General features: G+C 32.0%; 13 protein-coding genes. 7 read left to right on the top strand and 6 right to left on the bottom strand.

The window, feature by feature from the left end; translation table 11 throughout:
• The first annotated feature begins 35 nt into the window (after positions 1 to 35).
• Together MHB47_RS00305 and MHB47_RS00300 are read left to right on the top strand one after the other, a co-directional pair.
• Positions 36 to 800: a 2OG-Fe dioxygenase family protein gene (locus MHB47_RS00305; RefSeq protein ID WP_340754195.1), complete on the top strand. Its 765-nt coding sequence runs from the start codon at positions 36 to 38 to the stop codon at positions 798 to 800.
• A 274-nt stretch (positions 801 to 1,074) separates the two neighbouring features.
• On the top strand, positions 1,075 to 2,721 hold the full coding sequence (locus MHB47_RS00300) for an IS1182 family transposase (protein ID WP_340754162.1): 1,647 nt from the start codon (positions 1,075 to 1,077) through the stop codon (positions 2,719 to 2,721).
• Positions 2,722 to 2,780: 59 nt separating this feature from the next.
• Here MHB47_RS00300 and MHB47_RS00295 read toward each other — a convergent pair whose 3' ends face one another.
• Complete coding sequence (locus tag MHB47_RS00295; protein ID WP_340754193.1) at positions 2,781 to 3,140, bottom strand: DUF1304 domain-containing protein; 360 nt, start codon at positions 3,138 to 3,140, stop codon at positions 2,781 to 2,783.
• 72 nt (positions 3,141 to 3,212) lie between these two features.
• Entirely contained in the window at positions 3,213 to 3,554 is a 342-nt protein-coding gene (locus MHB47_RS00290; RefSeq protein ID WP_021339371.1) for a helix-turn-helix domain-containing protein, read from the bottom strand.
• Positions 3,555 to 3,744: 190 nt separating this feature from the next.
• Here MHB47_RS00290 and MHB47_RS00285 point away from each other — a divergent pair, with 190 nt between their 5' ends.
• Positions 3,745 to 4,749 carry an NADP-dependent oxidoreductase gene (locus tag MHB47_RS00285; protein ID WP_340754192.1) on the top strand — a complete coding sequence of 335 codons (1,005 nt, stop codon included), beginning with the start codon at positions 3,745 to 3,747 and terminating at the stop codon, positions 4,747 to 4,749.
• A gap of 125 nt (positions 4,750 to 4,874) precedes the next feature.
• Here the strand turns inward: MHB47_RS00285 and MHB47_RS00280 are convergent, their stop codons facing one another.
• Positions 4,875 to 6,293, bottom strand: a complete 1,419-nt coding sequence (locus MHB47_RS00280; RefSeq protein ID WP_340754190.1) for a sodium:solute symporter family protein — start codon at positions 6,291 to 6,293, stop codon at positions 4,875 to 4,877.
• A gap of 266 nt (positions 6,294 to 6,559) precedes the next feature.
• On the opposite strand from MHB47_RS00280, the gene bioB reads away from it, so the two are divergent.
• Positions 6,560 to 7,543 (top strand): biotin synthase BioB, encoded by a 984-nt coding sequence (gene bioB, locus MHB47_RS00275; RefSeq protein WP_445684146.1) that lies wholly within the window; start codon positions 6,560 to 6,562, stop codon positions 7,541 to 7,543.
• 381 nt (positions 7,544 to 7,924) lie between these two features.
• Here the strand turns inward: bioB and MHB47_RS00270 are convergent, their stop codons facing one another.
• The 3 genes from MHB47_RS00270 to MHB47_RS00260 all read right to left on the bottom strand — a co-directional run bounded on the left by MHB47_RS00270 (position 7,925) and on the right by MHB47_RS00260 (position 11,549).
• The gene (locus tag MHB47_RS00270; protein WP_340754188.1) at positions 7,925 to 8,734 is read right to left on the bottom strand and encodes a hypothetical protein; all 810 of its coding nucleotides are present in this window, start codon (positions 8,732 to 8,734) and stop codon (positions 7,925 to 7,927) included.
• A 552-nt stretch (positions 8,735 to 9,286) separates the two neighbouring features.
• Complete coding sequence (locus tag MHB47_RS00265; RefSeq protein ID WP_056936106.1) at positions 9,287 to 10,288, bottom strand: LLM class flavin-dependent oxidoreductase; 1,002 nt, start codon at positions 10,286 to 10,288, stop codon at positions 9,287 to 9,289.
• Positions 10,289 to 10,613: 325 nt separating this feature from the next.
• Positions 10,614 to 11,549 carry a DsbA family protein gene (locus tag MHB47_RS00260; protein ID WP_340754185.1) on the bottom strand — a complete coding sequence of 312 codons (936 nt, stop codon included), beginning with the start codon at positions 11,547 to 11,549 and terminating at the stop codon, positions 10,614 to 10,616.
• 141 nt (positions 11,550 to 11,690) lie between these two features.
• On the opposite strand from MHB47_RS00260, the gene MHB47_RS00255 reads away from it, so the two are divergent.
• The 3 genes from MHB47_RS00255 (at position 11,691) to MHB47_RS00245 (ending at position 13,117) form a co-directional block, all read left to right on the top strand.
• Positions 11,691 to 12,257, top strand: coding sequence for a TetR/AcrR family transcriptional regulator (locus MHB47_RS00255; protein ID WP_002506296.1), 567 nt, complete (start codon positions 11,691 to 11,693; stop codon positions 12,255 to 12,257).
• A 19-nt stretch (positions 12,258 to 12,276) separates the two neighbouring features.
• Positions 12,277 to 12,633 carry a DoxX family protein gene (locus MHB47_RS00250; RefSeq protein ID WP_340754183.1) on the top strand — a complete coding sequence of 119 codons (357 nt, stop codon included), beginning with the start codon at positions 12,277 to 12,279 and terminating at the stop codon, positions 12,631 to 12,633.
• A gap of 241 nt (positions 12,634 to 12,874) precedes the next feature.
• Complete coding sequence (locus MHB47_RS00245; protein ID WP_340754181.1) at positions 12,875 to 13,117, top strand: hypothetical protein; 243 nt, start codon at positions 12,875 to 12,877, stop codon at positions 13,115 to 13,117.

Raw genomic sequence — 13,117 nt, 5'->3', positions numbered from 1 at the left:
TTAGATTTAAAAATAGAAAGGATACGTATTGAATAATGAATAAATTACAAAAAGATGGTTATTCAAGATATGATTTAATGAAAAGTTTAAATTATGAGGGTATTGAACAGGATTATAATGAAATATTAGCGTACTTTGCTGATTTACCTGAAGATGATTATGCGCCTAACCTTAATAGATATAGAAGATACTCTAGAGCAATCGTTTTACCTGGCACAGAAGATGTCTTTTGGCTTCCTACAATTGAAAGAAATGGCGTTGATTATTCTGCGTATTTTCAAGGAAAGTTCAATCCAGAACATTCCGGCTCATATAGAGAATTCCATTCTATTGATGAAAATATAAGAAGTAATAAATTGTTAAACGATATTATTATAGCCAATTATCATGAAACGTTTTGGAACGAAGAGGATAAAATCTTACCGATTCATGTGGGCGTGCATTTCGTTAAATTGTATGTAGAAAATGACGGAGATAAAGCCGTTTCCTCACCGAACTGTTTGCACCAGGATGGAGAGCCGTTTACTTTTGCTCATTTAATTGAAAGAAAGAATATTGTTGGTGGAACGAATGCTATCGCTGTACCAGAAGCTGCTGGAAGTAACCCGAAAGATACAGATGAAAACAATATAATAGAAGTTTTTGAAATGGAGAACCCTTTAGAGTCATATGGCGTTTACGATCCTAATGTCAGTCATTATGTGAGTCCCGTGGTAAAAGGTTCAGAACAAGGTACAGGTCTTAGATCTGTCATATTAATTGATTACCAACAAACAGTTGTTGCAGATGTCGATGAATAATAAAAGAGCCTGGGACATAAATATCCCATTCTCAAATTAAAAGCAGCAATCCATTAGAAACTAATAGATTGCTGCTTTTCTACGTTAAAATCTTCCGATTTTGAAAGCGCATGCTTGCCTGGGGTATGGTTCGAGCCTGTAGTCTCTCACTCATACTATTCCCCTAGGCGTCAGCTCTTTACAAAATCGGTACAATTATATAAATTAATACAAAAAAATAAGTCACTTTCGTATAATAAAGTTACTCTAACATAACTTTAGAATGAGGTGTCTTATGTATAAAAATTATAATATGACTCAGTTAACACTGCCAATGGAAACTGAAATTTTGATTCCTAACAATGATATCGCACATGCAGTTAATCAAATTGTTGAAACAATTCCAGAAACAGAATTCTACGAATTCAATCACTTAAATGGTGCATCATCTTATCACCCTAAAATGATGTTGAAAGTAATTCTTTATGCTTATACACAATCTATATTTTCTGGACGAAGAATTGAAGCTGCACTTTCAGATAGTATTCGTATGATGTGGTTATCTCAAAATCAAAAGCCATCATATAGAACAATCAATCGTTTTAGAGTAAATCCAATCATGGATAAATTATTAAAGTCCCTATTTGTTAACTTTAGAACCCAACTTATAGAACAAAAACTCATTGATAATGAGTCCATATTTATTGATGGTACTAAAATTGAAGCTAATGCCAATAAGTATACATTTGTATGGAGAAAAAATACTGAACGCTATAATCAAAATGTGATTGATAAGTCGAAATCACTTTATGAAGAACTCATACAAACTGAGATTTTACCTGAGCTCAAATTAGAGATGAATGAAGAAATGAGCAATCAAGATTTAAAAGAAGTTTGTACAGAATTAGAAAATAAAATCGAAGATTTATCAAAAACAATTAAAACTGATAGTAATATTGAAAATAGAAAGTCACTAGGCTTAAAAAAGAGTAACTTGAAAAAATATAAGAAAGAACTTAACGAAATAATTGAACATAAAAGTAAATACCAAGTTCAACTAAGGACTTTTGGTGACAGAAACAGTTATTCAAAGACTGATAATGATGCCACGTTTATGAGAATGAAAGACGATCATATGAGAAACGGACAATTAAAAGCTGGTTATAATTTACAAATTGCGACAAATCATCAATTCATTTTATCTTTCAATGTTTATCAAAATCCTACGGATACAAGAACGCTTATACCTTTTTTAGAGCACATTAAAAATTATTATGGTGACATTCCTGAATATATCGTCGCTGATGCAGGCTATGGAAGTGAACCAAACTATTTATCTATTCTAGATGATTTTGGTAAAACACCTTTAATTACATATGGAATGTTTATCAAAGAACAAAAAAAGAAATATAAAAATGATAAATTTAATACACAAAACTGGGCATATGATGAGATTAACGATGAACTTATTTGTCCAAATAATCGTAGATTACCTTTTATAAGGTATGCTTATAGAAAAGATAAATATGGTTTTAGAAGAGATTTTAAACTGTATGAAAGTGATAGTTGTAACGGGTGTTTATTAAGAAATCAATGTATTAAAAATAACTCACTATCTAATAAAAAAGTAATGAAGAATTATAATTGGGAATATTTTAAATTTCAAATCAATAAAAAGCTTTCAGAACCAAAAACACAAAAAATCTACAGTCAAAGAAAAATTGATGTAGAACCAGTTTTTGGTTTCTTGAAGGCTATTTTGGGTTTCAAACGAATGTCACTTCGTGGGTTACCTAAAGTTAAACGAGAAGTAGGGCTAGCATTAATGGCAATAAATATAAGGAAAATAGTAGCTCATCGAGCTATTAAAATGGATAAGAACATAAAAATGGTGGTTTCTACTTTATTTCACGTAGAAACCACCATTTTTTTAGTTATCTGAGAAGCTTATGTCTCAGCCTCTTTTAAAGTTCATCATTACGGCAATAAGTTAAATCCAAACTAAAAAAGCAATGAAATAAGTGCGAATATAGGGAGCCCGCCTTGTTTTAAAATTATAGATTTTTGACTAGTAATTGCCCCATATATGGCAACTAAGATAATATAAATTAGAATACAAGTAATTAATGCTCTAGGATTATAGGAAAAGAACAGCGCATATAATAACATCACACCAAGAAGTCCATTGTATACACCTTGGTTTTTCATAAGAATCTTTAAATTGGGCTGCTTTAATTCTTCCTGCTTAATATTGAATATTTTACTAGTTCTAAGGGAAGTTGTTTTAATCGTCTGTAATATCATTATATATATAAATTCAATAGCAACTAATACAACTAAAATCACTGTAACAATACTCATAAATAAACATACCTCTTTTTCAAATGAACTTTCCATATATTAATATCACAACTTTAACTGGAGAGTAATAAATTAAGTGATTTGAAGTAACTCTCCTTCAATAACTCCAATTCTTTTATTCAATACTTCTTTTTGGTTATTTAAAACCCCTAAATGTACTTCTAATATTGTTTTTATATCTATTTCATTATCATATAACATACCTGTATTTTTTTTGATTTCTTTTAAACTCATATTCAAATTACTTAAACATTTTATGAATTTTATCATTTCAATATCATCTTTACTATAGAGCCTTTTATTATTAGTGTCTCTTTCTATAAATTTTAATATCTCCTTTTTTTCATAAAATCTTAATTTACTTTTACTTATATCACATATGCTTGCTACTTGATCAATATAAATTTTTTCCAATGTAAGCACATCCCTTCTCTTAAACTAAGGTTTAACTGTTATCTTATTATATAACCACGCTAGAGGAGGAAAAACAATTAAAAAGATTTGATTTTTATAGTTCAAAAGCAATCATTATTACAAGAAATCATTTTATTTAAGCAAGTCAGTTTAAACACTAATTAAAAAAACATTAAAACGGAGGATTATTATGCAAAATGAACAAATTGTATTAAACGAAAGACCAGAAGGATTACCTAAAGATGACACTTTTAAATACGAAGCAATCCAAACAGCGGAACCTAGTACGGGTGAAGTACAATTAAAATCTATTTATATTTCTGTGGATCCTTATATGCGCGGAAGAATGAATGATTCAAAAAGTTACGTTAAACCTTATGAAATCGACAAAGCAATTGATGGGCATGTTTTAGCGAAAGTTATAAAATCTGAAGTAGAATACTTGGAAGAAGGAGATTATGTTACGGGTGTCTTACCTTGGCAAAGAATAATCACTACTGATGCCAATCAAGTGACTAAAATACCTTCCACAGAAGTTCCTCTACATTTATACTTAAGTATTTTAGGAATGCCAGGTATGACAGCATATACTGGTTTGTTGGAAATAGGTAAACCAAAAGAAGGAGAAACAGTTGTTGTATCTGCTGCTTCGGGCGCTGTAGGGTCTGTAGTAGGACAAATTGCTAAAATAAAAGGTGCAAAAGTAGTTGGCATTGCCGGTGGAAAAGAAAAAACACAATATTTAACAGACACATTAGGCTTTGATGCGGCTGTTGATTATAAAGGCGATGATTTTGAAGCACAACTTGCCGCATCTGTACCAAATGGTATTGATGTATATTACGAAAACGTCGGTGGAAAATTATCAGATGAAGTTTTCAAACATTTAAATACATTTGCACGTGTACCTGTTTGTGGTGCAATCTCAACTTACAATAATACGCAAACTGAAATGGGACCAAGAATTCAGGAAACACTAGTTAAAAGCCAAGCCCTAATGCAAGGTTTTGTAGTAGGACAGTTTGCAGAGCATTTTAAAGAAGCAAGCGAACAACTTGCCAAATGGGTAGCTGAAGATAAAATAAAATCACAAGTAACAATCGATGAAGGTTTTGATCAATTGCCTAATGCATTTAGAAAACTATTTTCTGGTGAAAACTTCGGTAAACAAGTGGTTAAAATATCAGAAGAATAACTTGAGATATAATCTAATATGAAAGTATATGAGATAAAAAACACAATTAGCTTATAATAAAAATCTCACTCATCAAATAAGATGAGTGAGATTTTTTATTATAAAGTTTTTGGTAAACTGTTTGCTTAAACTGTTGCGTAATCTTTTTTACCAAAGCATGTTACAAGTAATAACATAATTATTGATAGTGGCAACCCAATTAAGATTGGATGCAGACCAAACGGATGACCTAGTATTTGCCATATTACTGCTGAGCCAAGTCCACTCCACATTGCGATGTTACCCGCAAGTTTGGTAGGTTTTTGCCAAAACAGACCGAAAATCACTGGCGCAAGCAATCCTGAAACTGTCATCGCAGTGCCTGTTACCATCAGATTTACTAATTCTGGAATCATAAGTGCTAATACTAAAGAAATAACAGCTACGATTAATACTGAAAGTTTACTATATAATAGCATTTTATGTTGATTATGACTTTTCACATTTGGTTTTATAATATCATTTGCTATAGATGAAGACCCTGCAATAAAGAAGGAATCCGCGCTAGATATTACCGCTGCTAATAAGACGATTATCATTATGAGTACTAATGGAAATGGGAACACTTCTTGAATGACATTATAATAAACTAATGGGGTTTCTGCTATGTCCAAATTCAAACCAAACTTAGCATAGACACCAATAAACACTGTCATTGCGCCTAACGCTACTGCAATAATCATAGAAATACCATAACCATTTCTTGCAGTTTTCAAATCTTTAGCAGCCCAAATACGTTGCCACACATCTTGTCTGATAAATTGATAGAACGCTAATGTTAGCAGATAAATTAAGATTTCATTCGGTGTGATATTAAGGTAATTTAACATATCGCTTTGATTTTGACTGCTTGCATTGGCTTGAATATCACTCCAACTACCTGAGTAATAGATAACCACAAAGAATAACACAATAACACCGATTGTAAGTATTGTTCCTTGAACAACGTCTTGCCAAACGACAGCTTTTAAGCCGCCTAGATATGTTTTTATAGTCAGCAAGATACATCCTATAATAATACCCGCTGTCATATTTAATCCTATTGTTAAATTCAAAATAGAAGCAATTGCAACAAATTGCATACCTGTCATCGCACAATAAGCAAATAAGAAACTGATAACAGTAGGAATACGTGCTGATTCGCCATAACGAAGCGCAGTATAATCACCGATTGTCACCATATTATGCTTTTCACCTAATAATCTAATACGTTTTAATAAAAAGAATGCAAGTACAATAACAGCAACCATCATAGTTATATGAATCCACTGTTGTCCCATACCTAATGTATAGCCATTTTCCATATAACCTAACAGTGTCGCGCCACCTACACCTGTACTCACAAATGTTAAAATCAGTGGCCATAGTGTTACCGTTCTGCTTGCCATATTATAGTCATCATAAGTTTTAATTTTTCGTTGTATGTATACAGACATTAGTAATAGAAAAATAAAATAAATAATGATCGTAAATCCTAAAATTAATTGTTCGCTACTATTAAACACTACATTATCCCCTCGTAAATATATTTTTCACAATGCCTTTAGTTTATCGTGACTCCTTACATGAATCAAACTAAATTTTTAGTTTTTGTTGATGTCATTAGACTTCCTTAAATAGTTGAATATAAAACGTTATTCCCTCATCAGAATTTTAAGCTAGCTCGAAGTTAATGTAAACCAATTATTTATTTAGGTTTACATTTGTATAGAAATAGCCTTATTATAAAAAGGAGAAACTATTAAATTCTAAATAAATGAGGAGAATTAATATGAAATTAGCTAAAAACATTTTACAAGGGGAAACATTAACTAAAGATACGTTGCTAAAAATTTATGAAGATCCTAACGTAGACACATTAGATTTATTAAACGAAGCTTATATATTAAGAAAACACTATTACGGCAAAAAAGTTAAATTAAACATGATTTTAAACGCAAAAAGTGGTATCTGTCCTGAAGATTGTGGTTATTGCGGTCAATCTAGGGATATGAAACAAAAGCAGCGCTATAGTTTAGTGCCAGAAGAACAAATCGTTAGTGGTGCCAAAGTAGCGCATGAAAACAATATAGGCACTTATTGTATTGTTATGAGCGGTAGAGGTCCAAGTAACAAAGAAATTGACCATATAAGTAGAACTGTAGAAGAAATAAAATCAAATCACCCACAGTTGAAAGTATGTGCATGTCTTGGATTAACCAATGATGAGCAAGCTAAAAAACTCAAGGCAGCTGGTGTCGATAGATATAACCATAATATAAATACAAGCGAAAACTACCATGAAACAGTTGTAACTACACATACTTATAAGGATAGAACCAATACTTTAGAAATTATGAAAGCAAACAATATTTCACCATGTTCTGGTGTCATTTGTGGTATGGGAGAATCAAATCAAGATATTATTGATATGGCGTTCGCCTTAAAAGAAATTGATGCCGATAGTATTCCTATTAATTTTTTACATCCTATTCAAGGCACAAAGTTCGGAGAAATGGATGAATTAACTCCTATGAAATGTTTAAGACTAATTGCTTTATTTAGACTCGTTAATCCATCTAAAGAAATTAGAATTGCTGGCGGTAGAGAGGTTAATTTACGTTCACTACAACCTTTAGCTTTGAAGGCTGCAAATTCAATATTTGTAGGAGACTATTTAATTACTGGAGGACAGCCAAATCAACTAGACTATAAAATGATTCAAGATTTAGGTTTTGAAATTGACTTTGGATACAATGAATTGAAAGGAAAATAGGAATAAAACTGCTATTAATACTATGCTTTGGTCTATCTTTTGGTGGTGCAAGAATTATATTTAGAAAAATAATCGTGACAGAATACGCAAGTCACACTGTAAAAAATGTTTATTCCCTGGGAAATGCATTCGGCCTACCCATTCTTTCTGTTTGTATTTATCTAGGCATGTTGAATTTGGATTTTGTTTGGTTACCCTCATTCATTTTATTAACTATATTACTTATTTTACTTAAAACTCAATACCAAAAAGGAGCTCTGTAAATGAACACTCAAATAGTTAAATTATAAAATTGATTATATTGAATAAAAAAGAACTCAGGTTTAACTATTTGAGCTTAATTTCAGGTGTCGTTAACTTCATAATATCGAAAGTGAACAATTATGGTTTTTCTCTTTTTAGAATAAAATTCTTCACAAATTTATATTTTTTCCGGTCGTATTTCGCGTATGAGTAACTTAGTACACTAAATGTAGCTGCACCCAGCAAGTTCACAAATAAATCTTTCATTGTGTCATGTATGCCGACATCAAGATAGCCACCATCAACCACATTCTCAACACGATTTCCCGACGCATCTCTACTCTCTATAACCGTTTTCTCAATACTATCAATGTGGTGCACAGTATTGTGCTCATTTGCCAAAGCTGCACTATTCACTTTTTGAACTACTCGATCTTTTTGCATGTCCATACCCATACCCTGATCAACAGTATATTCAAAGAACTCCCACATCACACCGATTGTCATAGAAAAACAAAATGTAACGATTGCCAGAAACAGTGGATTTAAATTGATTCCTCGTACATTTTTATTAAGTAAAAATACTAATGAAAATCCGATACCTGCAGCTAAAAAGCCATTAATTGAATGAAGCATTGTGTCCCATAGTCTAAAATAACTGTAAAAATCTCCAAGTTCACCTAAAATCGTAGAACTAAAAATAAACAGTACAATTATAAATTCAAGTAAATTAGGAATTTCAATTTTTAATAATCGTTCAGTTAATTGTGGAATGGTAAAGAGTATAAGCGTCAAAACAAGGGTGAAAATCACATCCCATCTTTGGATAAATATCAATTCATTAATAAGGCTGAACATAACAATTAAGCGCAAAATCACATATACGGTGATTACTTTCTTATTTGCCGTTTTCGTGCTACTTGTAAATATCTTTTTAAAATTATTCATAGGCAACCTTCTCCAATACTTATAGCGTATAACTTACAACCAATGAAATGATATATAAGCAGTTTTATAGTTTTTACTTGGCTTGTTTTTCATTTTCAAAACAGATACCCTTAATTTTCTAATTATGGTATCAATTTACTTAAGTTAAATTAGATGTGGCATTCTCTATTATAATGACTTCAGCATCTTCTACTTTTAAATAAAGTTATATAATCTATTAGACTATAACATTATATGGGGGGTAGAAACGAATAAGCAAACCTATTTTTATTTAATAGATTTGCTTATTTATTATAATTTTTAATTAGATAAGTGTTTTTATATAATTTTTTATCTTTATTTACTTACTTAGATTTTTTGTTCGTTTATCGTTGTATAAATTCAATGAGTATCAATGAATTATTATTTTAAAAGGTGGCAATGCTTGTGCCGACTTCTGCGGGGAAAGCACAATTCGAAGACTCCAGGCTGAGTCTGTGTTCACGGAAAGCGTGCACAAAAAATGCCAACAAAGTCATAGACTCTGCTGGCAATCTAAATCTTTTATTTCCTTTAGAACCACAGATCTGCGAGTAGTTCCATGGATTGTTTTCTTTTTTCTGGGTCATACGCATAAGTCACAATGATAAGTTCATCCGCTCCAGTCTCTTCAGTGAATGCTTCTAATTTATTACGAACTGTTTCAGGTGAACCCACCGCTTTGATACTGAACATTGATTCCATCATTTTTCTTTGTTCTTCTGACCCTAATTCTTCGGGATCTACAGGTGGTTGTAGCTTACGTTGTTGACCAGTATGCATATCTCTCATCATTTGAATCGTCGTTGTCCAAATTTTTTCTGCTTCTTCATCTGTTGGTGCTACAACGACATTAATCCCCGCCATGACATACGGTTCATCAATTTGAGAAGTTGGCGCATCCGTCTTGAATGTTGAACGGTACATATCAATTTTTTGTTTATAGTCATCAGGTGCAAAATGTGTCGCAATAGAATACGGCAGGCCAAGCTGTCCAGCAATAGATGCACCATTTATACTTGATCCCAATACCCAAATTGGTATATTCGTACCTGTACCTACTGTAGAAGTCACAGGAACACTGTTACCGAGACCTTCGTCGCTGAACCAGCCCATGAGGTCAAAAATAGAATTTGCAAAAGTCTGTGCATCACTATCAGAACGTGTAATCAACTGTGATGTCTTTTGATCAGTGCCAGGCGCTCTTCCAAGTCCAAGGTCAATTCTCCCCGGATAAAGTTGTGCAGTCGTGCCGAAATTTTCAGCTAACTGCAATGGTGAATGGTTTGGCAACATAATACCGCCCGAGCCGACACGAATATTTTTTGTTCGTGCTGCTGCCATCGCAATCAGTTGTGATGTAGCACTGGATGCAAGATTTTTTGTATTATGATGCTCAGCAAACCAAAGTCTCTTGAACCCAAGATGATCTACAAGCTCTGCATTATCCATAGATGCTTCAAGCGCTTCTTTGACTGTCTGATTTTCTGAAATGCCTACAAGTTCGAGGACACTTAATGGTATATGTTTTGTCATTTATTTAGTACTCCTTTATAAACCTTATTGAATATTGATGATTTTCTAATTTGATATCATGCCTATACTGTTATATTTAAAACGTATATGAGCATCACACAATTTAAAAAATCCTCTGCTGATTACATGATAAAACACCAGGCGATATAAAGATAATTTACTGTTTATAGCATCTAAATATTCAATGTAACTAGCATTCTTTATTATTAAATTTAAAAAGGTTCTGTTATTTAATTATTTCTCGGGAAATAAAAAAGATGAGAACACTACTTTTCATAGTGTTTTCATCTTGTTAAATTTTATAATTCATTAATAACAGCTCAATTTATTTGGCTTCGTAATAGTTTTCTCCAAGTATATTCGAGATAGTGTATTTCGATTTGTCCAAGTCTTTCTCTATGAAATTTGGAACATCCTTTTCTTCGATATCGTACATTACTTCAATTTCTTTGGAAAATAAACTTGATTGTTCATTTAAATATAATGATAATTTTGGCAATGGATTTGGCTCTATAGTTGTAGAAGTATCTAATTTTCCTAATGCATCTATATAAGTTTCTAGTGAGCGAGCCCCTACAATTTTTGTTCCTTGGTTATCTTTATTTACGATTACTATTGTTGGGAATCCACGTACGCCCAATTGACTCACTAAATTAAAATCTTCCGTAAGAAGATTTTGTCCTATATCGCTGTCTGCGATGTTTAAAATTGAGTCAACATCTATAGTATTGTCACCTTTATATAAATCTTCAACAATATACTTAAGCACTGCTTTATCTGAAATATTTTTATTAAAAACAAAAACAGCTTCTCTAACTAATCTAGTAAATTTAATTGCAGCCGCAGGTGAATCTACATGTTGAATTGCTTTATAGAGTCTAGATGCAGGAAATGAAGATTGAACAGGATCTATTTCCATTATTGTGCCATCAATAGGCATGCGTGAATAATTCCCTACTTCTTGCCAGTGTGGGGTAACATCTGCAGGCTTGTAGATACCATTCGCTGGATCTATCGGGCCGTCTCCCCATTCCTCTAATAATCCCCCCATAACCATTTGGAAATTAAATAAATGACCATATTGTACAAGTAATTTATTTAGAGTGGGTTCAAATGCCCAACAATGTGAACACATAGGATCTGTTACATAATACAAAGTTAAATTCGGTGCGCTCACATCAAAATTTATCGTTTCAATTTCACTTTCCTCACTTGGTTTACATATACCAGAATACATATCACATACCATGTTTTTTCCCATTGAAATAACCTCCAAAGTTTAAATATAACTAATATAGCTTTATAATAAGTATTAATAGCGATAATAAGTACCAACAAAGATATATTAATGTTGGATATTCAACACTAATGACAAAGTGTTGGGAGAAAATGAGGGAGTCGAATGCTAAAATCAAAATCAGACTTGCGAGTTATTAAAACCAGAAAGTCAATTATGCAAGCATTTATTAAGCTTTCAGATGAAAAAGATTTTAAAAATATAACAGTAAAAGATATTACAGAAGAAGCACTCATTAATAGAGCTACGTTCTATTATCACTTTAGTGATATTTACGATTTACTAGATAAAGTCCTTGCCGAAGAATTATTGATTAATTTGAACTATGCAAATTATGAACAACGTCAATTAGATGAGGCTACCATTTCTAATATTTTTAAAACAATCGCAGAGTTTCAATTATCGTTAAATAGAAGATGTCATAGGAGTTATCCTGAAACAATCGGCAACATTATACAAGAACACGTTGAGAGAGTACTTTATAAATTGTTGCTAGAGGTGAATTTCGAGGATGACGATACACGACACTTAGCTGCAACGATGCTAAGTGCAAGTATATATCGAGCTTCTGAAAAATGGTGTCAAAGTTATAGCGATATCCCTGCTGAAACCTATATCAATCGTGTGATTCCATTCATTCTTTCTGGCTTAATATCTCGTGACAAAGAATAAATGAAACGAGGCGCTTTAGATGGAAATTATAATTATTATATTACAAATTATTTTAGGCATATTTTTCATAATGACAGGTTCTAAAATATTATCCGGAGCCATGAAAGCTGATTTTTCACGACTTGGTTATCCACCCATTTTCAATCAAATCACTGGTACATTTGAGTTGCTTGGTGGTTTAGCAATGCTTATCGGCATTTTCTATGGCATGTTCGCTTTCTTAGCTAGCATATTACTCGGCGCGACAATGTTAGTAGGCGCGTTATCTCTCGTCTTTTTAGGAAACGATCCTATTAAGAAGGCAATGCCAGCAACCGTATTATTTATCTTAAATTTAATCATATTTATCTACTATGTATCATCAGGACTTCTATAATAAATATTGAAAGACAATAACCCTCTTAACGCGTTTATATACAAAACCTTAAGAGGGTTTTTCTTATTTTAATCAGTCTCCCTTATTCATAATAATTAGTATTTTATTAAGCAAATGTTATCCTCTCATTGCCATTTCCCACTATTTAATTGCGTTAATTATAACCACAATACTAATTAGATTATAATGAGTACAATTATTATTTTATATTATGCTATAATTATTTAAAAAGGAGGCTAATATGACTAACGGATCAGAAGTTTTAATATGGAAACAGAATAAAGTCGCTAAGAAACTTATCGAAGCGCATGCCACTTCGCCCGAACATGCTAGGACTTACGAAAGTTTAAATATTAAATACAATAGGACGTTTAAAAACTTATTAAAAAAAGAAGTGATTAAAAAAACTGGTGATAAATACTACCTTGATATAGCAGCATGGGATAAATTCAGAAAATCTTGTAAAAGACTATTTATACTTTAA

Origin of the sequence: Staphylococcus sp. FSL K6-3157, from assembly GCF_038005145.1 — a bacterium.
Lineage (GTDB): Bacteria > Bacillota > Bacilli > Staphylococcales > Staphylococcaceae > Staphylococcus > Staphylococcus equorum.
Note: the sequence above shows the minus strand (reverse complement) of the source record. Positions and strands in the feature narration are given on the sequence as shown.

Excerpts from the sequence above, each read along its gene's own strand:
- MHB47_RS00300 (WP_340754162.1), top strand. The coding sequence starts at position 1,075 with ATGTATAAAAATTATAATATGACTCAGTTAACACTGCCAATGGAAACT.
- MHB47_RS00265 (WP_056936106.1), bottom strand. The coding sequence starts at position 10,288 with ATGACAAAACATATACCATTAAGTGTCCTCGAACTTGTAGGCATTTCA.
- MHB47_RS00245 (WP_340754181.1), top strand. The coding sequence starts at position 12,875 with ATGACTAACGGATCAGAAGTTTTAATATGGAAACAGAATAAAGTCGCT.
- MHB47_RS00250 (WP_340754183.1), top strand. The coding sequence starts at position 12,277 with ATGGAAATTATAATTATTATATTACAAATTATTTTAGGCATATTTTTC.
- MHB47_RS00285 (WP_340754192.1), top strand. The coding sequence starts at position 3,745 with ATGCAAAATGAACAAATTGTATTAAACGAAAGACCAGAAGGATTACCT.
- bioB (WP_445684146.1), top strand. The coding sequence starts at position 6,560 with ATGAAATTAGCTAAAAACATTTTACAAGGGGAAACATTAACTAAAGAT.
- MHB47_RS00295 (WP_340754193.1), bottom strand. The coding sequence starts at position 3,140 with ATGAGTATTGTTACAGTGATTTTAGTTGTATTAGTTGCTATTGAATTT.
- MHB47_RS00255 (WP_002506296.1), top strand. The coding sequence starts at position 11,691 with ATGCTAAAATCAAAATCAGACTTGCGAGTTATTAAAACCAGAAAGTCA.
- MHB47_RS00270 (WP_340754188.1), bottom strand. The coding sequence starts at position 8,734 with ATGAATAATTTTAAAAAGATATTTACAAGTAGCACGAAAACGGCAAAT.
- MHB47_RS00305 (WP_340754195.1), top strand. The coding sequence starts at position 36 with ATGAATAAATTACAAAAAGATGGTTATTCAAGATATGATTTAATGAAA.
- MHB47_RS00260 (WP_340754185.1), bottom strand. The coding sequence starts at position 11,549 with ATGGGAAAAAACATGGTATGTGATATGTATTCTGGTATATGTAAACCA.